Source organism: Streptomyces sp. P9-A2 (genome assembly GCF_036634175.1).
GTDB lineage: Bacteria > Actinomycetota > Actinomycetes > Streptomycetales > Streptomycetaceae > Streptomyces > Streptomyces pratens.
Genome location: NZ_JAZIFX010000001.1, coordinates 658,561 through 679,240 on the forward strand (window position 1 = coordinate 658,561; position 20,680 = coordinate 679,240).

At 68.2% G+C, this 20,680-nt stretch carries 18 protein-coding genes; 13 read left to right on the forward strand and 5 right to left on the reverse strand.

All coding sequences use genetic code 11. The features are described 5' to 3' along the window. The first annotated feature begins 54 nt into the window (after nt 1-54). The 3 genes from V4Y04_RS03030 to V4Y04_RS03040 are packed head-to-tail and all read left to right on the forward strand — an operon-like array spanning nt 55 to nt 1,962. Nucleotides 55-708 carry a hypothetical protein gene (locus V4Y04_RS03030; RefSeq protein WP_332425627.1) on the forward strand — a complete coding sequence of 218 codons (654 nt, stop codon included), beginning with the start codon at nt 55-57 and terminating at the stop codon, nt 706-708. Continuing rightward, nucleotides 705-1,313 (forward strand): hypothetical protein, encoded by a 609-nt coding sequence (locus tag V4Y04_RS03035; protein ID WP_332425629.1) that lies wholly within the window; start codon nt 705-707, stop codon nt 1,311-1,313. The genes V4Y04_RS03030 and V4Y04_RS03035 overlap by 4 nt, the downstream gene beginning before the upstream one ends. After that, nucleotides 1,306-1,962: a hypothetical protein gene (locus V4Y04_RS03040; protein ID WP_332425630.1), complete on the forward strand. Its 657-nt coding sequence runs from the start codon at nt 1,306-1,308 to the stop codon at nt 1,960-1,962. The genes V4Y04_RS03035 and V4Y04_RS03040 overlap by 8 nt, the downstream gene beginning before the upstream one ends. On the opposite strand, the gene V4Y04_RS03045 is transcribed toward V4Y04_RS03040, so the two are convergent. Then, nucleotides 1,959-2,603 (reverse strand): class I SAM-dependent DNA methyltransferase, encoded by a 645-nt coding sequence (locus V4Y04_RS03045; protein WP_099970846.1) that lies wholly within the window; start codon nt 2,601-2,603, stop codon nt 1,959-1,961. The two genes, V4Y04_RS03040 and V4Y04_RS03045, sit on opposite strands and share 4 nt — an antisense overlap. A gap of 125 nt (nt 2,604-2,728) precedes the next feature. Between V4Y04_RS03045 and V4Y04_RS03050 the strand changes: the two genes are divergently transcribed. Then, nucleotides 2,729-3,217, forward strand: a complete 489-nt coding sequence (locus tag V4Y04_RS03050) for a hypothetical protein (protein ID WP_332425636.1) — start codon at nt 2,729-2,731, stop codon at nt 3,215-3,217. Nucleotides 3,218-3,271: 54 nt separating this feature from the next. Here V4Y04_RS03050 and V4Y04_RS03055 read toward each other — a convergent pair whose 3' ends face one another. Further along, complete coding sequence (locus tag V4Y04_RS03055) at nt 3,272-3,982, reverse strand: TylF/MycF/NovP-related O-methyltransferase (RefSeq protein WP_332425638.1); 711 nt, start codon at nt 3,980-3,982, stop codon at nt 3,272-3,274. Between the two features lie 258 nt (nt 3,983-4,240). Further along, on the reverse strand, nt 4,241-5,122 hold the full coding sequence (locus V4Y04_RS03060) for a methyltransferase domain-containing protein (protein ID WP_249954483.1): 882 nt from the start codon (nt 5,120-5,122) through the stop codon (nt 4,241-4,243). A 250-nt stretch (nt 5,123-5,372) separates the two neighbouring features. Here V4Y04_RS03060 and V4Y04_RS03065 point away from each other — a divergent pair, with 250 nt between their 5' ends. From V4Y04_RS03065 to V4Y04_RS03090, 6 genes are all read left to right on the forward strand, one after another. Next, nucleotides 5,373-5,525: a hypothetical protein gene (locus V4Y04_RS03065; RefSeq protein WP_332425640.1), complete on the forward strand. Its 153-nt coding sequence runs from the start codon at nt 5,373-5,375 to the stop codon at nt 5,523-5,525. Nucleotides 5,526-5,582: 57 nt separating this feature from the next. Then, a complete protein-coding gene (locus tag V4Y04_RS03070; RefSeq protein ID WP_332425642.1) occupies nt 5,583-6,797 on the forward strand; it encodes a cytochrome P450 in 1,215 nt (404 codons plus the stop codon). A 47-nt stretch (nt 6,798-6,844) separates the two neighbouring features. Beyond that, nucleotides 6,845-8,254, forward strand: coding sequence for a serine hydrolase domain-containing protein (locus V4Y04_RS03075; protein ID WP_332425643.1), 1,410 nt, complete (start codon nt 6,845-6,847; stop codon nt 8,252-8,254). A gap of 7 nt (nt 8,255-8,261) precedes the next feature. Beyond that, nucleotides 8,262-11,495, forward strand: a complete 3,234-nt coding sequence (locus tag V4Y04_RS03080; RefSeq protein WP_332425645.1) for an amino acid adenylation domain-containing protein — start codon at nt 8,262-8,264, stop codon at nt 11,493-11,495. 41 nt (nt 11,496-11,536) lie between these two features. After that, entirely contained in the window at nt 11,537-12,358 is an 822-nt protein-coding gene (locus V4Y04_RS03085) for a tryptophan 2,3-dioxygenase (protein WP_249954487.1), read from the forward strand. A gap of 155 nt (nt 12,359-12,513) precedes the next feature. Then, on the forward strand, nt 12,514-13,737 hold the full coding sequence (locus tag V4Y04_RS03090; protein ID WP_443079938.1) for an IS701 family transposase: 1,224 nt from the start codon (nt 12,514-12,516) through the stop codon (nt 13,735-13,737). Between the two features lie 268 nt (nt 13,738-14,005). Here the strand turns inward: V4Y04_RS03090 and V4Y04_RS03095 are convergent, their stop codons facing one another. Both V4Y04_RS03095 and V4Y04_RS03100 read right to left on the reverse strand, forming a co-directional pair. After that, nucleotides 14,006-14,947 (reverse strand): hypothetical protein, encoded by a 942-nt coding sequence (locus V4Y04_RS03095; protein ID WP_332425649.1) that lies wholly within the window; start codon nt 14,945-14,947, stop codon nt 14,006-14,008. Then, complete coding sequence (locus V4Y04_RS03100; protein ID WP_332425650.1) at nt 14,944-16,659, reverse strand: non-ribosomal peptide synthetase; 1,716 nt, start codon at nt 16,657-16,659, stop codon at nt 14,944-14,946. The genes V4Y04_RS03095 and V4Y04_RS03100 overlap by 4 nt, the downstream gene beginning before the upstream one ends. Nucleotides 16,660-17,858: 1,199 nt before the next feature. Between V4Y04_RS03100 and V4Y04_RS03105 the strand changes: the two genes are divergently transcribed. Genes V4Y04_RS03105 through V4Y04_RS03115 form a run of 3 tightly spaced genes read left to right on the forward strand, consistent with a single transcriptional unit; the run spans nt 17,859 to nt 20,679 of the window. Further along, on the forward strand, nt 17,859-18,056 hold the full coding sequence (locus tag V4Y04_RS03105) for a phosphopantetheine-binding protein (protein ID WP_332425651.1): 198 nt from the start codon (nt 17,859-17,861) through the stop codon (nt 18,054-18,056). After that, complete coding sequence (locus tag V4Y04_RS03110) at nt 18,053-19,207, forward strand: acyl-CoA dehydrogenase family protein (RefSeq protein ID WP_332425652.1); 1,155 nt, start codon at nt 18,053-18,055, stop codon at nt 19,205-19,207. The genes V4Y04_RS03105 and V4Y04_RS03110 overlap by 4 nt, the downstream gene beginning before the upstream one ends. Further along, nucleotides 19,207-20,679, forward strand: coding sequence for an AMP-binding protein (locus V4Y04_RS03115; RefSeq protein ID WP_332425654.1), 1,473 nt, complete (start codon nt 19,207-19,209; stop codon nt 20,677-20,679). Before V4Y04_RS03110 ends, V4Y04_RS03115 begins: the two co-directional genes overlap by 1 nt. Nucleotide 20,680: the final 1 nt, after the last annotated feature.

The following is a 20,680-nucleotide window of genomic DNA, read 5'->3' on the forward strand; positions in this document are numbered from 1 at the left end:
CGGCGACTGGGCCTCTTACGCCGCCGATGTCAGCCGCCGTGTCCCGGAGAACCAATGAAGCTACCCATCACCATCCACCAAGCACGGCTCGGATCCACGGAGTTCAAGGTCATCCGACCCGCCCGGCCCCTGGTCCACGCAGTGCTCATCGACCACGATCGGCACCTGGACACCTACCTCGATCAGGACGCCGCCCAGCGAATCGGTGGGCTATGGAAGCTCGCTGCCTCTTCACCGCGCTCGCTGGTCCACCTGCCGATGCGGGGGAACCGTGGCCCCTCCCGTGAGCTGCCAGAAGACGGCACACGGCAGCTTGATCTCGTGCTGCTGCACCACTCGCTCCAGTTCGCACCCTCACGTTGGAAGGAAATACGAGGACGGCTCGGCCCAGGGCGTCCGCAGACCGTGACACTGCCCGGCCCAGGACACACCGACGAAGCCGTGATTGATCACGAGGCACGGCACCACCAGGAGAACCGGGATCTGTTCCACCAGCATCTCCGCGCCGAGACCCTGTTCATGACCGGCAGCGCGAAGGTGTTCAGGGACACCGCCCGGCACTTCTTCGACGTCGCCCGAAACGGCCCCGGATACGTCCCCGTCCATCCGAGCTACCCGCACTTCTGCACCGAGCTCCACTCCAACGACGGCATTCTCGGCGGCGCGCGCGAGATCCACATCGAGTACTGCGACCAGTGGGACTCATGACCCTGACCGACAGGACCCCGCCGACCATGACGTTCAACGATCACCTCCAGCATCTCGTCGAGAGGGCCCTCGCATCCATCCCGGCCGCCGACGCCGGCGACATCTACGCTGTCTCCTTCCTCATCGACAACGAGGACGACGACCCTCGTCAGCCGACCTTGACGATCGGCTACAACACTGAAACTCAGGCCCGACGCAGCATCCAGGACGCCTCTGACCAGGCAGAAGCCCGCTGGAACTACGCTTTCTGGATCCAGAACGAGCTGACTGTGGTCGGCAACCTGACCAGCGACCCCGCCGGGGCCACAGCTCGCCAGGAGTGGATCACCGAACTCGGACTTTGGTACGACGAGCCGACCGACCTCGCCGACTGGGATTCAGTCATCGGGCCACTCGCCGCGCAGATCGAGGCCCGCTTCAACCAGACCTGCTGCCAGCTCGCCCGAACCCTCCATACGACCGGCGTCATCGGAAGATCTGTCGGCCGAACCGTGCCGGTGATCGTCCACGAGCTGGAGTACTACGAGGCGATCGCCCGGCAGACCGAGGCCGCCAACCCGCCCGGCCTCGCCGACGAGTTCACCTCATGGGTCCGCAATGGCTGAGGCATTCGGACAGTTCCAATACCCGACTCCACCATTAAACCGCCCCGGCGGATCACAAGCACTGTTCCACGCCCAGGTCCAGGAACTGGAAGAGGAACACCACCTGCACCTGACCATCGACGCGTTCCGCCAGTTCCAAGCCGGACAGCTCCCCGCCGGACCCGGCGCTCGGGATCTCATCGCGACATTCACCCACGTCGACGGAGCGCTCCAGGAGGGCGCCTCGTTGGAGCCGTCGGTGCTGGACACCGACCGTCGAGTGGAGAACCTGCTCCGCACCCACGCAGGAACCCTGCATGTCGGCCCGGCCAACTACTGCTGGTTCCGCGACCCAACGAAAGCGCTCTGCCTGCGGCTGGCCGGGACCACCGAGGCGACTCGGCCGCTGATCGGACTGTGCGACTCGGCCCGCTGTCCGCAGGCCACCCATCATGCCTGTCACCGCCCGATCTGGGCCGAGCAGGCGGCCACCTTTCAAGCGTTCCTCGGCAACCCCAGAGTCCCCACAGGGGAGAAGACCCGGCTACGACGCGAGCACGACCGCGTCCAACGAGTGCTCGACAGCATCGACCAGGCCACCAGCACCGCTATGAGTACACCCGCATGTCCTTCGGTTCCGAGTGGCGAGCCCGACATATGCAGAAGTTAGGGCTTACTGCGTGCGAAAAGAATCGCTTGCTGAGCTTTCGCATCCGGGTCGAGCAGCATCTCGGCCTCGACCACGAATCCGGCATCGCGCAGCCAGGATGCCACCTGATCCGGCTGACGGCGGTACACATGGACCTTCATCGGGTGACCGCCATAGCCCTCCGTCTTCAACTGCGACTCGTCACCCACCTGAAACAGGAGCTGCAGCGGTCCGCCTGGACGCATTGCTCGGTGGAAGTGCCCGAACACAGTCGGCACCTCGTCGTCGGGGATGTGGATCAACGACTGCCAGGCGAGCAGGCCGGCCACCGAAGCAACGGGGAGGTCCAGTTCCGCCATCGAGCCCACCTCGAACCGCAGGCCGGGGTGGTCGCGCCGGGCCACGTCAATCATCCCCGGAGAGAGGTCGACACCGAAGGCGTCGACACCGAGCTCATGCAGGTGGGCGGTGACTTCACCGGGGCCGCAGCCGACGTCCGCGACCGGCCCGCCGCCAGCGACCCGCACGCTGTCGGCGAACAACGCCAGCGCCGCGCAAAGGTACTGGTGTCCGGCGAGGGCACCTCGCACTTGGTCGGCATAGCTGACCGCGACCGTGTCATAAGAGGTGCGGGTGTCAGCCAACCAGTCATCCGTGGTCATGACCGGCACGATATTCCATGATCACGACCTCGTGAACGGCCGACGCAGAGGGACCGATCATTGGCCCGCCAACTGGCCCAGACCTCCGCCACGTTTCCGCAGACCGCAATGCAGGAGTGCACATCATGCCGCTGACCACCGAACAGCGCCGTCGCAACGAGGCCAGCATCCGTGCTGCGATGGACCGCCTACTGCTGGGGCAGCTTCCAGCCCGCGGCGGTTGCAACCTCAAGACTCTTGCACGAGAAGCCGGCGTCGCCAGAACGGGCTTCTACGCACGCACCGACCCACAGGGCAACCAGCGGCCAGGGCCCTATCAGCACCTGGCCGAGGAGTTTCAGCGTCGGCTGGCCGATCTCCGCGAGGCGGGCACCGTCTCAGACCCGCGCGAACTCCAGATCACCCGTGACCATGTGCGGTCGGCCCAGAGCGCGGTGAACGGCATTGCTGCCGTTCCGTTTCTCTGGGCCGCCGACCCGAACCGGACGTGCGTGTTGGCCACGCATCCGGCTCTCCACGTGGCTTGCCCAGTGGTCAGCCGTTGTTGGCTGCCGGTTCGATGGTCCACGGAGTCGGGATCCGAGCTCCGCGGTAGCGGTAGCGTTCGATCATGACGCTGGATGCGCCGAGGTGGCAGCCCGCTCAGCGCGGTGATCGCCTGCTACGGATTACGGATCGATCTTGTGGAGGAAGGCTATGGAACTGTCCCCCGTACGTCGGATCCGGGCGGTCGAACCGGTTTCCGCCAGGAAGTCGTGAACAGCCCTGCTGCACCCGTCCCAGAAGTCGTAGTCGTCGAGGATGACCACACCGTCGACCTCGACGTGCTGGAACATGACGTCGAGGCACAGCTTGGTGGATCGGTACCAGTCCCCGTCGATGCGCAGGACCGCGATCGGATCACCGCAGTAGTTCGGGACGGTGTCGTCGAACCACCCCTTCTCGACAGAGACGTGGTCAGCGTGATCGCCCGAGGAACGGATGAGGGAGAGGAACTCGTCGTAATCCGCGTGGAGGTTGTCGAGGTAGAACGGATCGTCGGAGTCGGACTGCCAGGCGACAGCGTCGGGTCCATCGATGGTGGCCGCCGGAGGAAGGCCTTCGAACGAGTCGTAGAAGTGGTACTTGCGCCCGGGACCGCCGATCTGCATCATCGCCGCGGCCATCCCGCCCTTCCAGGTACCGCATTCGACGAACGCGCCTCGGAGTGCGCGCGATCGCTCATGGATCAGGGCGAGGTTGTCGCAGAAGGAGTCTTCGGGTATAAGCGTGTAGTTCGCAAAACGGTCGTAGATCTCTTCGTAATGGGTCTGGTGCTCTTCTTGGAACGACCGGGTGACAAATTGCCGGAACCACTTCCTCTTGATTCGTTCGGACATATCATCCGCGTCTCGCCACGACCCCATCTTCACAACGTATCAGCAAGGACAGATGGGGGGGGAGGTGGCGTGAGCCGACGATATGTTGGACGCGGGTTGCCGGGACGCGGGATGTCCGCTGCTCCACGGCTCCGAGCGGACGGGCCGTGGTCGTGGTTCTTGCGGCCTTCCCGCCGGTCAGGCCCTCGCCGGCGCGATCTGCACGGCGACCCCACCGCCCGTGCCCGTGTTCTCCCCCGAGCCGTGGCGGGCGCGCGTTCAGCTCTTGGCTGCCCGCACCAGGACGTAGTCGAGGCCGTCGATCTGCGCGTGCAGCGCCGCCTGGTCGCTGAGGTTCTCCCGGACGAGGTCGGCGAGCTCGGTACCGACGCGCTCGACGTACTCCGGGTCGTCGACGGTCCGGAGCGCAGCGCGCAGGTAGGGTGCGAACACGTCGCCGTGGATCGACCTGATCTCGACGTCGTCGAACCCGGCCGTGGCCAACCGGTCACGGTAGGTGTCGACGCCGTACCAGTTCGCCTCCGGTGCCATACCCGCGAACATCGACGTGCGCAGCGGGTCGTCGGTGCCGGTCGCCTGCGGATGCCGGGGCACGATGTCGGTCACGGCGAGCACCCCACCCGGGCGCAGCAGGGTGTGGGCCTGGCGGAAGAACTCCGCGCGCGTGTCGAAGTGGAAAGCCGCCTCCAGCGCCAGCACCCGGTCGAAGGATCCGGCGATGAAGGCCTGTTCGATCGCGGTCGCCGAGCACCGATGGAAGGTGATCCGCTCGGTGAGGCCCTCGCGTTCCGCGCGCGATCTGGCGTGCGCGAGGTGGCTCGCGGTGATCGTCACGGCGTCGATGGTGCTGTGCGGGTACGTCGTGAGCCATCGGAAGTCCTGCGCGCCGAAACCGAAGCCCACGTCGAGGACACGGTCCCCGGGTGCGAGCCCTGCCGTGCGGGCGAGCGCGTCGGTGAGCGCTTCGCTGGCCCCGGTGAACGTGGTGGCCTCCGCCCAGTACCCGAAGTTGATGTAGGTGCTGTCGTGGGCGAACAGCTTCCCCGGGTCATAGAGCTCGTAGCGCCCGAGGGCCAGCTCCTCGGGCGCGGGCTCGGTCGTGTCGTCGACCAGTGGCGCGGCGCCGTCGGCGGTCGTCATGGTGCTGTCTCCTTCGCCTGGTGGGTGTCGCCTCGGCGGCCCGGTGGGCGGCCCGTGGCGGTACCGGGTCGGGGTCGATCACGATCTGCGCGACCGACCCTACCGACCCTACGTGCTCGGGCGTCGGCGTCCCGGGAATCTGCCAAAACAACGTGCCGCGGCAGGTGTTGCCCGCCGTGCACATCGGCGTCACCAGCACGTTCGGAGTTGGTCCGGCAGTTGTTCCGCAGCAGGTCAGACAACGGCCCGAATGGAATCCGCAGCAGCAACGGTGACCCTCGACGCGGGCGATCCGCCCGCCATCGGACCGAGCTGTCCGTCCTCGATCGACCGTCGGAGCACGAGCCTGCTCGTGGGCCCGGGGCAGATGCGCACGTTGACGATCCCGATGTTCATCAAGTAGACCATTGCGTGTGAACAGCCACGCACTCGAACGCCGGCACGGTACGAGGAGATACTGATGGTGTCAGCGGACGGCGTGTGGCCCATCGAGCAGGATCTGGCGGACCCCTCTTTCATGGGCGGCACCGGAGCTGGCGACGATTTCTGGGCGGAGTCCCGCCGTCGGGGCGTCACCTGGCACGAGCCGAGGAGCGATCGTCCCGGATTCTGGGTCGTATCGCGCTACCGGGACGTTCGTGATGCGTACGTGAATGTCGACGGTCTGTCCTCGTCCCGGGGGACCGTGTTGGACGTGCTCCTCCGGGGCCCTGATTCTGCGGGCGGGAAGATGCTCGCGGTGACCGATCCGCCGCGGCACCGCGAGCTGCGCATCCTCATGGCCCGTGCCTTGTCGCCGGAGTACGTCCGCCGCATGGAGCCGACGTTGCTCAGACGCAGTCGTCAACTGGTGCGGCGATGGACCGGGAGCGGTGAGTTCGACTTCGTCGAGTCGATAGCGGACCGTATGCCGATCGAGACCATCTGTGATGTGCTGCAGGTGCCGGGCAGTGATCGTACAATGCTGATGGAGTGGAACAAGCAGACGCTGTCGTCCACGAGCCTGGATGATACGCTGCTCGACGCCCTGAACGCCCGGAACGAGATCATCCTCTACTTCATCGATCTGGTGGAGGAGAGACGGGCGGCACCCGGAGATGACCCGATCAGCGCTCTGGCGCACGGGCGCGTACAGGGTGAACAGCTCAGCACAGAAGACGTCGCACTCAACTGCTACAGCCTCATACTGGGTGGTGACGAATCGTCTCGCATGTCCGCGACCTCGGCCGTGAGAGCGCTGCACGGCCACCCTGACCAGTGGCGGTCGTTGAAGAGCGGGTCGGTCGACTACGACACCGCCGTCGAAGAGCTCATCCGTTGGGCCACGCCGGCGATGCACTTCGCCCGCACCGCGGAGAAGGATGTCACCGTCGGTGGGACCCGGATCGCTCGCGGCGACGTCGTGAGCCTGTGGAACGTCTCGGCGAACCGCGACGAGGAGGCGTTCGACGATCCCGGCTCGTTGAACCTGTCCCGGCGTCCCAACAAGCACCTCGGCTTCGGCTGGGGTCCCCACTTCTGCCTGGGTGCCGCCCTGGGCCGGGCGAGTCTCACGTACCTGCTGCAGGCGCTCGCCGAGTCCGTTACGTCGATCGAGACCGAGGAACATCCGCAGCGCGTGTACTCGAACTTCCTGTACGGCTACAGGTCCCTCAGGACGACGCTCGTCCCCTAGGCGCCCCCACTCCACCTCCACCGTCACTGCGAAAGGAGCCGGCGGCGATGACCAGCAACACGTCGAACGAGGTTGCCGTGGAAACCGAAGAGAGGTTGCGCCGCGTCCGGGCTGCGCTCGACGATGTCGTCGACGCGGAGGGCCTGCCGGGTGGGGCTGTTGCACTCCTCGACGGCGACAGCACGTACTACACGTTCTCGGGCCACGGCGACCTCGACACCGCGCGGGACTGGTCCGACGAGTCCCGGCAGCCCATCGGTTGCCTCTCCAAGGTCCTCATCGCGTACGTGGCCATGATGCTCGTCGACCGGGGCGTCGTCTCGCTGGACGAACCGTTGTGCGACCGCGTTCCCGGGGCGTGCTTACGACGGGACGGCGTGAGCGCACCGATCACGCTGCGATCCGCGCTCAGTCATTCAACGGGGGTGGACCAGGCGTTCGAGGTCTGGAACCAGGTGAATCCTCGAACTCCTGCAGAGTACGTGGAGGGTCTCCAGGGCTATCGGCAGATCGCTGAACCCGGCCAGGTCTTCGCCTACAACAACATCGGTACGGCCGTGGCTGCCGTGCTGATCGAGAACATCCTGCAGGAGAGTTGGCAGCGCGCCGTCAACACGATGCTGCTCACGCCGCTCGGGATATCGGCGATCGCGGAGCCGGAGGACGGAGGCGGGCTCTCCGGACTCGACGAGACCGTGGTTACGGGGTACTCGGCGCGTGCGGGAGGCCAGGGATACCAACCCGTGGCGCCGGCTGATCTCGAACGGGTGGCCGACTGCTTCGGATCGACCACCATCTACATGACGCCGCACGAGATCAGCCTCTTGGCGCGGTGCGCGATGTCCGACGGTGTCGGCGAGAACGGCGTCCGGGTGCTGTCGGAGACCCTCGCTCGCGAGATGCGCTCGCCGCAGATCGGTATCCCCGGCCATCCGATGTACGACTCATGGGGACTCGGGTGGCTGCTCTTCGACGACGAGTCCTTCGGCTTCGAAGCTGCGACCGAGGGGCAGCACATCTTCCTGAGGATGTTCAAGGAAGAGGACCGTGGATTCCTGGTCATGACCAATTCGTTCCCGTCTTTCCCCCTGTACTCCGAGATCCTGCTGGCCGCGACCGATCGGCAGTGGCCGGCCGACGGAGCTGCCGCCAACACGTTGCAGGAATCCCACTGCGTGGGAACGTACGAGGCGGACGGCCACAAGCTGGAGATCCGGGCGGCGAGCGACGGCATGGAGTTCAAGCTGTTCCTGGGCGGCGGTTCCGAGAACTGGTACCTGCTGCACCAGGGTCAGTCGGCGTTCGCAGGAGGTGGGGCGCTCGTGCTGTCGTCGGTGAACAGGGGGTTCCAGAGCGCGGCGGTTCCGATCTGGGTGGACGATCGGGCGGAGCCATCCTTCCTCAGATTCGGGATGATCGTTCTCGAGAAGGTCTCCTCGACCGATCCTGGGAAATGAGGGCACGATGAACGCGCACGCGAACCCGCCGTCGACCACGATCAACGATCTCCTCAGGGACCAGGCCGAACGAACCCCGGATGCTGTCGCGATCGTCTACGGCGACGACACGAGGCTCACCTACGCCGAACTCGACGCCGTCATCGTCCGACGGTCACGTGCGCTCGTCGACCGTGGGGTCGGGCGGGAGTCCGTCGTCGCTCTGGCGGTGCGGAACCCCCTGAGCTTCTGGACCACCGTGCTGTCCGTGCTCCGCGCGGGAGGTGCGTACCTGCCGATCGATCCCGACAGCCCGGGGAAGCGGATCGAGTTCATGATCGGCGATGCCTCGCCGTTCCTGATCGTCGCCGACGAGAGCGTCCGGTCGGCTCTGCCGCAGCGGAGCGGCATCGTGACGGTCGAGGCCCTCGACGCCGAGCGTCGTCCTCCCGACCCGGAGCGCGAGGCGGAGCAGCGTCATGCGCCCGCGACGCGCGACGATCTGGCGTACGTCATGTACACCTCGGGGTCGACCGGCAACCCGAAGGGTGTTTTGGTCTCGCACGCGGGGATTCCCGGCCTCGTTTCCACGCTGGCGACATCGATGGACATCACGTCGCGGAGCAGGGTCCTCCAGTTCGCCTTCCCGACCTTCGACGCGTCGCTGTCCGAGGTGTGCGTCGCTCTCGCCTCCGGGAGCACCCTGGTGCTCGCCGACCGAGCTGACCTGTCTCCTGGGAAGTCGCTCTCCGACACCATCGCCCGTCACGGGGTCACCGCGGTGATGCTGACACCGCAGGTGCTCGCGGCGGCCGGCGACGGAACCCTGTCGACCGTCGAGTCGCTCCTCACCACCGGGGACAAGGTCTCGCTCGGCCTCATCCGGACGTGGTCCGCGCGACGCCGGATGGTGAACGGGTACGGGCCGACCGAGACGACGGTCTGCGCCACCGTGAGCCGTGCACTGTCGGCGGACGAGGTCGAGATCCCGATCGGGCCGGCGATGGCGGGCACCGACGCGTACGTCCTCGACGGCCGGCTGGAGCCGCTCCCAACGGGCGAGCCGGGCGAGCTCTACCTGCACGGCCCGCACCTCGCGCGGGGGTACCTGGGGCAGCCGGGCCTGACCGCGTCCCGGTTCGTGGCATGCCCCTTCGCCGAGCCCGGGGACCGCATGTACCGGACCGGCGACCTGGTCTCCTGGAACGAGGCTGGCGAACTGGTGTTCCGCGGCCGGGTGGACGGGCAGGTGAAGATCAACGGCGTCCGCATCGAGCCCGGCGAGATCGAGGAGGTCCTCGTCCAACACCCTGATGTCGACCAGGCGGTCGTCCGCGCCGCGGGTGGTCGGTTCGAGGACGACGGGCGCCGGTTGATCGCGTATGCGGTGCCGACGGGCAGCGCCGGGACGTGGTCGGGGACCAGCGGGAGCGACCCGGGTGCGTGGCGGGACGAGCTGGCAGCGCGGTGCCGGACGTGGCTCGTCGACAGGCTGCCCGCGAGCATGATTCCCGCCGTCCTCGTGGTCCTCGAGCGCTTGCCCCTGATGCCCAACGGCAAGCTCGACGCGGCCGCGTTGCCGGTGCCGGAGTTCACGTCCGAGGCCTCCGCGTCGCCGTCCAGTCCGGCGGAACGCAGCGTGGCCGACATCTTCTGCGAGGTCCTCGGACGCGAGACCATCGGTGTCGACGATGATTTCTACACGGTGGGCGGGGACAGCGTCCGCGCGATGCGCGTCGTCTCGTTGGCTCGCGCCCGTGGCCTGCGGTTCAGTGTTCGACAGATGATCGAGCTCCGGACCGTGGCCAAACTGGCCGCTGTCGCCCGGACGACCGCCGTGAAGGTGCCGTCGTCCGACCGGGCGACCGGGCCGGCGCAGGAGAAGCGCATTCCGCTCCTCCCGGTCACGCAGTGGAACCGGGACGCCGGACCCGGGTTCGAGCGGTCCGCGCAGGCGGCCCTCTTCGAGGCTCCGGACGGCTTCCTCCGGACCGACCTGGTCCCTTTGCTGGAGAAGGTGGTTGAGCGGCACGAGCTGCTCCGATGCCGTCTGGATCGCGACGGCTGCCTGGTCGTCGGCCCACGCGCGAACGTCCCCGTGGCGACATCGATCACAGTGGTCGACGTGCCTGACGGTGTCGAGGGCGCGGCATGGCAGTCGCTCGTGGTCGCGGAACGCGACTCGGCAGTGCAGAGGTTGGATCCCGCAGGGGGCGTGATCGGCCAGTTCGTCTGGTTCGAGTCTGCGACGACGCAGGCACGTCGGCTCCTGGCGGTGGTCCACCACGCGGTGGTGGACGGGGTGTCGTGGCGTGTCCTGCTGGATGATCTGGCCGCTCTCTCGGCGCCCGCAGCGGTGGCCGGCAGCCGAGAGGTCCCGCCGTTGCCAGCGACCGGGATGGGGGAGTGGGTCGACATCCTCACCAGGGAAGCTGCTGCGCGCACGCGCGTCCAGGAACTCGAGTACTGGCGGTCGGTCGTCGACGGGCCCGACGAGCCCGTGGGGCGCAACCGCCTGGACCCCACGGTCGACCTGACGGACACGCTCGTCCACGCACGTCTCGTACTCCCTCCCGACCACACCGCATCGTTGCTGGCGGCCGCGGAACGGGGTGCGGGCGGCATGGACGGTCTGCTGGTGGCGAGCGTCGCGGTGGCGGTGGCCGAGTTCCGTCGGACCGATGCGACCGTGGGCTCGTCCGTGCTCCTGTGGCTGGAGGGGCACGGGAGGGAGGAGTCCGTCTTCCCGGGCGTGGACCTGACGAGAACGTTTGGGTGCTTCACCACCGCCTATCCCGTGCGTGTCGCCGTGCCGGGGTCCCCCTCCGTCTCGGCCCGCGCAGCTCACGCCAGTGCGGTCGACGCGCTGTCGGGTCTTCCCGACAAGGGCATCGGTTACGGGCTCCTGCGACACCTCAACCCCGAGACGAGGGCCGTTCTCGAGAAGCATCCCATCGGGCAGATCGGCGTGAACTACCTCGGGAGGTTCGGATCGAGATCGGGTTCGAGCTCGGGCTGGGACTTCTGCTCGGAGGTCCCGGAGCTGGGGGCACTCGATGTGCCGGAGCCGCCCGGCCGTTCGGCGTTGACGGAGCTGAACATCGACGCATGGGTGTTCGACACCCCGGGGCAGTCGACGTTCGGTGTCTCTCTCACGGCCCCGCGACGTGTGCTGTCGTCGGGCGACCTGGAGGTATTGGGGGGCCTCTTGGAGCACGCCCTCGCCGACGTGGCCCGAGCAGCACTCGACGACGAGGCGTGAAGCCCGACCAGGACGAGCCCCTCTCACGTCAGGTGGACGGCATGACTTCTCCGCACGGAACTGGTGCCCCTGCTCGGGATCACGGTTCGTACGCGCAGTACCTCCAGTTGGACAAGCTCCTGTCCTTGCAGGCGTGCATCACGAACGGCGCCGGCGAACCCCTGTTCCTCATCATGCACCAGGTCGCCGAGCTGACGTTGAAGCTCCTGGTGGGGGAGATCGACCGCCTGCAGCGCCACGTCGAGCAGGGAGACCTGCTCGACGCCATCACCCAGGTGGGGCGCGCGCAACGCGTCCACGGAGTGCTGAGGGAGACGTGGGAAGTCCTCGGCACCCTGAGCCCGGCGGAGTTCGGGGCGTTCCGCGGTGCGCTCGGTTCGGCCTCGGGTGCCCAGTCCGTCACCTATCGGGAGCTGATGACGCGCCTCGGGGAACGGGATCACACGTTCCTCCTCCGCGGCGGCGTGCCGGCCGCGGAGGCCCGACGTCTGCGTGAGCTGCTGTCCCGGCCCAGCCTCTACGACGCCGTCCTCGAGCAGCTGCACAAGGGAGGCGTTCCCCTGCCGGACCGGTGCCTCGACCGCGACTGGAGTGAGCCCTACGAGGAGCACCCGGACGTGGTCGACGCCTGGCGGGAGGTCTACCAGAACCGCCGCGAGCACCAGTCCCTCTTCGACCTGGCGGAAGCGCTCATCGAGCTGTCCTACGGATTCTGCCGGTGGCGGGCGGTTCATGCACTCGTCGCGGAGCGGCTGATCGGCGCCAAGGTCGGCACCGGAGGCACGTCAGGCGTGAGTTGGCTGCAGCGGCGGGTCCAGCGCCGGGAGTTCCCGGAGTTGTGGACGGTCCGGACGCTGCTCTAGTACTCCAGCAGGATTTCGCTGTTTGACCTGGCCTTTTCGTCGGGTGGCGGGAGTGTAGCGGGACTTCGGTCGTGCGGGGGCGGTCTCACGGAGACCGCCCCTCGATCGTGCGACAACGCCGCAGGGTAGTGACAGCGGCGGGGCAGCCTCAGAGGGTGATCACCGAGTCTGCCGCCGCGCAGTGGGACCTCGAACTGGACGATCTCTTCCTGACCATCGGGCACCGCTTCGGCCGGGTCGAGCTCCGCCGCCGCATGCGGGACTACGTGCGCGGGCTGCTCGCCCCGGTTGCCCGCAAGAACAGCTGGCAGCTGGCCGAACAGGCCGGCCACTCCACCCCTGACGGCCTGCAGCACCTCCTCGCCGGACCGAAGTGGGAGCCCGATGACATCCGCGACGACCTGCAGGAATACGTCGCCGCCAAGCTCGGCGAGGCCGGCGGCGTCCTGATCATCGACGACACCGGGTTCATCAAGAAGGGCACCACCTCGGCCGGAGTCCAGCGCCAGTACTCCGGAACCGCAGGCCGGACCGAGAACTGCCAGATCGGCGTCTTCGCCGCCTACGCCTCCGCCCGCGGCCGGGCCCTGGTCGACCGTGAGCTCTACCTCCCGAAGTCCTGGACTGAGGACCGGGAACGCTGCCGCACCGCAAGGGTCCCCGACCAGCGGGAGTTCGCCACCAAGGGCGAACTGGCCCGGCACATGGTGCTGCGGGCCCTGGCCTCGCCGCTGCCCATTACCTGGGTCACTGCGGATTCCGCCTACGGCCAGGACAACCGATTCCGCCGGCTGCTGGAACAGTCGGGTGTCGGCTACGTACTGGCGGTGCCCAAGTCCCAGTTCAGCGTGGGCTGTTCACGGATCGAGGGTCTGTTCGCGCAGGCCCCGGACGAGGCATGGGAGAAGATCTCCTGCGGCGACGGCGCAAAGGGGCCCCGCGTCTACCACTGGGCAGCGGTGCGGCTGCCGGCCGTCGCCGAATTCGACTATCAGGGCGAGGTCCCTCACCGGATGCGGTGGGCACTGGCCCGGCGCAGCATCAGCAAGCCCGACGAGATCGCCTACTACCTCGCCTACGCACCCCTTCAGGCCACCGTCCAGGAACTGGTGCGGGTCGCCGGGGCGCGCTGGGCGATCGAGGAGTGCTTCCAGGCCGCGAAGAACGAGTGCGGCCTGGACCAGTACGAGGTCCGCCGTTACGTGGGCTGGTATCGGCACATCACTCTGGCCATACTCGCTCACGCCTTCCTGGCCGCCACGGCACACCAGCCCTGGGAAAAAGGGGCGGAACAGGTGAGACGCCCGGGGTCATCGGGCTCACAGTGGCGGAGGTTCGGCGACTCCTGGCAGCTTGTCGTGCCCGGCCCCCGCACCTGAGCGGACACCGCGGACGACACCACGCGCTGAGCTGGTCGAACTGGCGCCGCCGACGCCAAGCGGTCGCCCGCCGCTGTCACTACCTGCGGCGTTGTCGCACGATCGAGGGGCGGTCTCCGTGAGACCGCCCCCGCACGACCGAAGTCCCGCTACACTCCCGCCACCCGGCGAAAAGGCCAGGTCAAACAGCGAAATCCTGCTGGAGTACTAGGCGGCATCGTCCGCTGTGCGCCGGGTCCCAGGACGATCAGGCGGCTGCACCCCCGCCTCAGACGACCGAGAAAGCCATGCATCCCCACGAGTTGTAGCCCGAAACGATGGCCAGGATCCGATCGCCCGGCTCGATGATGCTCTCCGACGCCATCACGGACACGTTGATGAGAGCGTCTGCCGCGAAGCAGTGGGAGTAGCCCGCCACGGTGCCCCGGTAGGTCCGGTCGAACGGCACCTCCGCCGCGTTCGCGAAGGTCCTCAGCGTGGGCTCGAGGTAGTTGTTGGTGACGAGGTAGGAGAAGTCTGCCGGACCGAGCCCGGTCCTCTCGTAGAGCGCCGCGGCTGCCCGGCGCACTCCGCGGGCCGTCGCCATGGCCATCGCCATCGGCTCGGACTCCGACGTCAGAGCATGCAGTCCTGCCTCGACGGTCATGGTCGTGCCGAGCAGCTGCAGACCGTGCTCGGGGCGACGGGTACTGACGACGCAGGTGGCAGCGCCATCGCTGAGCACCCCGATGCCGCCACCGAGCAGGCGTTGCCCCGGTCGGCAGACATCGGTGGTGGCGACCAGCGCGGTGGTGGCGTCGCCGCCGCGCAAGCAGGCCACCGCGGTGCGCACGGCGACGGCCAGGTTCGCGCAGTTGGCCAGGCCGACGCCGATCAGCGGGGTGCGGTTCAGTCCTATGGCCTGAAGGAACCGCGCCGCGTCCAGCTCGGGGTCGGCGCTGTCCCAGAACGTGTTGGTCGCGTAGACGACCAGATCGACGGCTGCGGTCGAGGAGGACGGATCGAGCGTCGACGTCGCGCTGTCTGCTGCCAGCTGCCAGGCCTGCCGGTCGGACTGCCGGAAGTGCGCCAGCCCGCCTCGCGTCAGCTGCTCCAGCGCCTCCGACGACAAGATTTCGGGCAGCACCGCGATGTCGTTCGACTCTCCGACCGCGACGCCGATCCGGGTCAGGAAGATGTCGGGCCAGGCTTCACCCGCCCCCGTGGTCATCGTCGAGCGAGGTGGCGGCGGCAGGCGGAGGCGAGTTCTTCGATCGTCTCCGCTCCCTGGAACACCTCGAACGGCAGCTCGGTCGCCAGCAGGCTGTCCAACCTGCTGGCGACGTCGACCGCCTGCAACGAGTCACCACCGAGGTCCTTGGTGAAGGAGTCCTGGACGCTGATGTCGTCGAGGTCGAGCACCTGCTGCCAGATCCGGAGTATCTCCGCCTCCATGTCGTCACGCGGCGCGACGATCGGGCGGGTCCGCTCCACCGGTGATTCGCGGGGCTCGGGAAGTGCTCCCCGGTCGACCTTGCCGTTCGTCGAGAGCGGAATCTCGGGAAGGTTGATGAACCGGGCGGGAACCATGTACTCGGGGAGTCGGCTCGCGAGGTGCTCGCGCAGTTCTCGGCGCCCGGCCCGGCCCACGACGTAGGCCACCAGCTGGCTCTGGCCCTCGGATTCACGCACCACCGCGACGGCTTGACGGACGTCCGGGTGCGTCCCGAGGCTGGCCTCCACCTCGCCGAGTTCGATGCGGAACCCCCTGACCTTGGCGAGGTGATCGGCTCGTCCTGCTGAGGTCAGGAGACCATCCGCGTCCTGACGGACCAGATCCCCCGTGCGGAAACCCACCTCGGAGAACTGGCCGGCATTGAGCTCGGCCTGGCCGAAGTAGCCCAGGGTGACACCGGGTCCGCTGACGTGCAGTTCGCCGATCTCGCCCGGAGCTGTCGGAGTGTGGTCGGGGTTCAGCACGCGCACGTCGACGATGTCCGTGACCGGATAGCCCATCGGTGCGGGGCGCTCCTCGCCCGGCTTGCACCGCCAGTGCGAGACCACCGGCACCTCGCTGCTGCTGAACACGTTGTGCAGCGCAGTCTCCGGGAAGATCGCGAAGAACCGCTGCTGCAGGGCCGGGGGCAGGGGTTCGCCCGCACACAGGACATGGCGCACCGCGGTGCAGCTCGCGGCCTCGGGCTGTTCGAGGAACAAGCGCATGACCGACGGGATGAAGGTGGAGATGGTGATCTGCTTCCTGGCCGTCAACCTCGCCAGGTAGCCGAGGTCGGTCTGTCGGCCCGGAGGGACGACCACCGTGCTGCCGCCGGTCAGCAGCGGCCAGAGCAGGCCGTGCACGAGGGCCACGAAGTTCACCGACATCTTGAGCAGGTGGCGATCGCCGGGGCCGACGCCGAACGCGTCGACGATCCACGGGATCTGGACCGCGCAGTTCTCGTGGGACAGAGTCACCTGCTTCGGCCGGCCGGTCGAGCCCGAGGTGCTGAAAATGAAGGCTGCGTCGCCCGGCACCGTGACGACGGCCGGCGCGGTCGTCGACACGCGATCGGACACCTCGAAGTGCGGGTGCGCGAAGTCGAGCCGCTCGGCCGCGGCGCCGGGCGCGATGAGCGCTGCAGCGGCCCCGTTCCGCAGGATCTCCTGGTTGCGCTCGGACGGCTCGTCCGGGCTCAGCGGGAGGCAGACGGCTCCCGCCTTGAGGATGCCGACCACGGCCGCGGCGTACTCGACCGAGCGATCGAGGCAGACGGCCACCGAATCACCGTGCTCGACACCGCGGTCGAGCAGTGCTTCCGCCACCGCGTTGGCACGGGCGTCGAACTCCGCGTAGGTGACGGAAGCATCGTTGACATGAATTGCATCGAGGTCCGCGTACTTCCTCGCTGCGACCGCGAACAAATCTATCAGCGTTGCTGTCACAGGCGTACCTCTTAGAGTGTGGGACGAACGACGAGCACGGCGGCGACCGGACTGGGAGCTCGCACGAACCACGTGGGTCCGGGTGTGCCGAACAATCGAGTGCGGGATGTTGGGGAACGCAACGCGCCGCATATCTAGGTCAGTTCACGAAATCAAAAGCATTGTCATGATGTCAAGGTCTCGGGCGTCGCGCAATGTCGTTCGTGGTGCGTTCGTGACAGGCCGTCCCATTTCGTCGCCCACCCGTTCTCGGGCTGCGCGAAGAGCCGTCGATCACCGCGTCGATGCTCGACAGTGGGCCGGGGAACGATGCGTGGAGAGCGGTTTCCCGGTAGGGGCGAGGATGCACGGGCCGGACGAGAGCGGGGCGTCGCCAGGCGCCGCCGACCGGACGTCCGTCGAGCCGTGTTCCGGGGACCGGGACGCGGTGCGGCGCGGCGGGAGCGGAGATCGACGGCGGATCCCGGTGCGTGTTCGCCGGTGCGCCGAGGAGGCCGAAGGCTCCGCCGGATCGCGGTCGCGACCACCGGTGAACTGGTGCTGGGCGCCGGATCGGGCGGCACGGACGGCCGGGGTGACGGAGCCCTCCACGTCGTCGCCCTCGCCGGTCAGGAGCTCGGTCCGGGCCGCCGGCGCGACCGGCAGGACTTGACCGGGCGCCGCGGACGCGCCGATGCTGCGTCCCACCGCGGGTCGACGTGTCCTGGTGGGCCCACCGACGGCACGTCACCGCCTGCGTCGACCAGGACCGCGCCGAGCTGGTCGGTTCCGAACACCCACAATCAGCGGAACGGCCGCGAAGGCCAATAGATGCACGGCAGGATCACAGCGGACTCGGTGCGACAGATCGAGGGTGGACCCGTCGACGAGGCTTCCCGCCGGCGTCGATCGCGGCGTGCGAACCTGCATCATCGGTCACTGGTGGCGCGCCTCATCACGCCGACCCGGTTCCCTCGCGCCGGGCTGGCCCGGGCCTGCGTGCACCCCGTTTCCCGAAGACCCGTAATGCTGTAGCTTGCAGTCCGGAAGGCAGGGAATCTGCGCGATTAGCCGCTGGTGGCTCTTCGGCCAGCCACCTCGACGAGTATCGGTGACGGCGTCCTGCGGCCATGGGAGGGATGTAGTCCTTGTCCAACGAATCTATCGCATCAATCTTAGATCGACTGCTCCGCGCGCACCTGCCGAATATCGGGGACGACATGGTCATCGGTCAGCACGAACCTCTTTCGAGGTTGGGTCTGGACTCCTTGGGCATGGTCCGGCTGGCGATGCGGATGGAGCGAGAGTTCCAGGTGGACCTCCCGGACGGGTTCCTGGTTCCCGAGACCTTCGAGACCCCCGCCTCCATCGCATCTGCCGTCGCGGCCCTGCGCCCGGATCTGGACATCGCGTCATGACCACCGTCGGGGCGCAGGCGACCTCCGAGGCCGTCACCGCGGTCGCGGACGTCGCCGCGGCGCACGCGGAGCAGGTCGACCGTGAGTCGCGGTTCCCGGTCGCGGCGGTGGAGGCGCTGCGGAGCGGTCGCCTGCTGTCCATGGGTGTCCCGGCCGGGTTCGGCGGCGGCGACCAGGGCATCGGCACGGTGGCGCGGACGACCACTGCGCTCGCCCGGAAGTGCGGATCCACCGGCCTGATCTTCGCGATGCACCAGAGCCAGATCGCGTCCTTGGTCCGGCACTCTGAGGACGAGGCGGTCCAGCGTGCTCTGCGGCGCATCGCCGCCGAGGAACTGCTGGTCGCGTCGGCCACGACGGAGGCGAGCGTCGGGGGTGACGTGCGCACGAGTTCCTGCTTCGTCGAGCGGGTCGGCACCCGCTTCCGGCTGGCGAAGCAGGCGTCCGTGATCTCGTACGGTGGACACGCCGACATCATCCTGGTGACCGCCCGGCGGGACGCGGCCAGCGATCCGCAGGACCAGGTCCTGGTCCTCTGCGACCGGGACGGCGTCACCCTGGAGCAGAACGTCGTCTGGGACGTGCTCGGCATGCGCGGCACGTGCAGCCACGGCTACGCGCTGCTGGCCGAAGGCGACGGGGACGCCGTCATGACCACCCCGTACGCCGTCATCAGCGCCCAGACGATGTTGCCGGTGTCCCACGTCCTCTGGGCGGCGGCGTGGCTGGGGCTGGCCGAGGAAGCCGTCGAGAGGGCCCGGCTGTTCGTCCAGGCGTCCGCCCGGAAGAAGCCGGAGGTGGTGCCGCTCGGCACGGTGCGGCTCGCCGAGGCGACAGCTCGGCTGCACCAGATGCGGGCACTCGTGGGCGCCGGGGTCGGCCGCTTCAAGGAACTCGCCGCCGTCCCCCACGAGCTCTCGCGCATGTCGACGGTGGTCGAGTTCAACAGCCTCAAGGTCTCCGCCTCGACGCTGGTGGTGGAGATCGCGGCAGCGGCCATGTCGATCTGCGGCATCGCCGGCTACCGCTGCGACGGCCCCTACAGCGTGGCCCGGATCCTGCGCGATGCGTACGGCGCTGCTCTCATGGTCAACAACGATCGGATCAACGGCAACAACGGGCAGCTCATGCTCGTGGGGAAGTCGTTCTGATGCGGTTGGAGGACCGGTTCCTGGCTGTGCTGGCCGACCACCGGGACGAACCCGCCATCGTGGAACCGCATCGTTCGTGGACGTTCGCCGAGGTCGACGCGCTCGCCCGGCACTGGGCCGCAGGGCTGCGCTCCCGAGACGGCAGCCGTCCCGCTGCGGTCGCCGTGCTCGCGGGACGCAACGCGACCGGCTGCATCGGCGTGCTCGCGGCGTTGTACGCCGATGCCGCGTTCGTGCCGGTCAATCCGGCGTTCCCGGCCGTGCGCAGTGCGGGCGCGATGGCCGCGACCGGGGTGGGCGTGCTCATCGCCGATGTGACCGCCGACCAGGAGCTGGTCGCTGCGATCCTCGCCGCCCATCCGGTTCCGGTGCTGTGGGCGGATCCCGACGCCCCGGTGCCGGTCAGCGACGCCGGACTCGGCCGGCGATTTTCCGAGATCGCGTACGTGCTCTTCACGTCCGGTTCGTCGGGGAGCCCGAAGGGCGTGTCGATCTCCCACGCCAACGTCGACGCGTTCCTCGACGCCGCTGTCGCCCGCTATCCGATGGGTCCCCCGGACCGGTCGGCTCTGACCTGCGACCTGACCTTCGACCTCGCTCTGGCGTCGCTGTTCCTGGCCTGGTCGCAGGGATGCGCGATCGTGCCGGCCTCCGTGTTCGCCATGGGGGATCCGGCGCGGTTCGCGGCCCGCTACGGGATCACCGTGTGGACGTCGGTGCCGTCGGCCATCGGCCTGGCGAGGGATGCCGGGTCGCTGGTCCCGGGTTGCCTGCCCGGCCTGCGGATCAGCATGTTCTGCGGTGAGGCCCTGACGGTCGACGCGGCCACCGCCTGGTCGCGGGCCGCACCCGGCTCCGCCGTCGTCAACAACTACGGTCCGACCGAGGTGACGATGTTCTGCACCGCGTTCGAGTTCCGCTCCGACCCACCGCTGGACGGCCCCACCGTTCCCATCGGACACCCCTTCGAGGGCGTCGAGATCGCTGTCGTCGACGCCGACGGCCGCCCGGCTGAGGCCGGTGAGCTCCTGCTGCGAGGACCTCAGATGTTCGGCGGCTACGTGGACCCCGGCCAGGACGACGGAGCGTTCACGGAGACGGACGCGCCGGGCGGTCGCTGGTACCGGACCGGCGACGTGGTCCGGTCGGGCGTCGACGGTCTCACCTACATCGGCCGACGCGACGATCAGCTGCAGGTCGGCGGCTTCAGGGTGGAGCCGGCCGAGGTGGAACAGGCGATCCGTGCCCTGCTCGGAGTGGCCACCGCGGTCGCGGTCCAGCGGAGGAACACGATCGTCGCGTTCGTGTCGCCGGCGCCGGCGGCCGAGGATCCGCTCCTCCTGGTCGAGGAGGTGCTGCCGGCCTACATGTGTCCGAAGCACCTGATCGTCGTCGACGAGCCGCGGCTCAACGCCAACGGCAAGATCGACCGCCGCTACTACCGGGACCGTGCCACCGAGCTCGCGGTCTGAA

Coding starts and splice junctions, on each gene's coding strand:
- V4Y04_RS03030 (WP_332425627.1), top strand. CDS start 55: ATGAAGCTACCCATCACCATCCACCAAGCACGGCTCGGATCCACGGAG.
- V4Y04_RS03035 (WP_332425629.1), top strand. CDS start 705: ATGACCCTGACCGACAGGACCCCGCCGACCATGACGTTCAACGATCAC.
- V4Y04_RS03040 (WP_332425630.1), top strand. CDS start 1,306: ATGGCTGAGGCATTCGGACAGTTCCAATACCCGACTCCACCATTAAAC.
- V4Y04_RS03045 (WP_099970846.1), bottom strand. CDS start 2,603: ATGACCACGGATGACTGGTTGGCTGACACCCGCACCTCTTATGACACG.
- V4Y04_RS03050 (WP_332425636.1), top strand. CDS start 2,729: ATGCCGCTGACCACCGAACAGCGCCGTCGCAACGAGGCCAGCATCCGT.
- V4Y04_RS03055 (WP_332425638.1), bottom strand. CDS start 3,982: ATGTCCGAACGAATCAAGAGGAAGTGGTTCCGGCAATTTGTCACCCGG.
- V4Y04_RS03060 (WP_249954483.1), bottom strand. CDS start 5,122: ATGACGACCGCCGACGGCGCCGCGCCACTGGTCGACGACACGACCGAG.
- V4Y04_RS03065 (WP_332425640.1), top strand. CDS start 5,373: ATGGAATCCGCAGCAGCAACGGTGACCCTCGACGCGGGCGATCCGCCC.
- V4Y04_RS03070 (WP_332425642.1), top strand. CDS start 5,583: ATGGTGTCAGCGGACGGCGTGTGGCCCATCGAGCAGGATCTGGCGGAC.
- V4Y04_RS03075 (WP_332425643.1), top strand. CDS start 6,845: ATGACCAGCAACACGTCGAACGAGGTTGCCGTGGAAACCGAAGAGAGG.
- V4Y04_RS03080 (WP_332425645.1), top strand. CDS start 8,262: ATGAACGCGCACGCGAACCCGCCGTCGACCACGATCAACGATCTCCTC.
- V4Y04_RS03085 (WP_249954487.1), top strand. CDS start 11,537: ATGACTTCTCCGCACGGAACTGGTGCCCCTGCTCGGGATCACGGTTCG.
- V4Y04_RS03095 (WP_332425649.1), bottom strand. CDS start 14,947: ATGACCACGGGGGCGGGTGAAGCCTGGCCCGACATCTTCCTGACCCGG.
- V4Y04_RS03105 (WP_332425651.1), top strand. CDS start 17,859: ATGGTCATCGGTCAGCACGAACCTCTTTCGAGGTTGGGTCTGGACTCC.
- V4Y04_RS03110 (WP_332425652.1), top strand. CDS start 18,053: ATGACCACCGTCGGGGCGCAGGCGACCTCCGAGGCCGTCACCGCGGTC.
- V4Y04_RS03115 (WP_332425654.1), top strand. CDS start 19,207: ATGCGGTTGGAGGACCGGTTCCTGGCTGTGCTGGCCGACCACCGGGAC.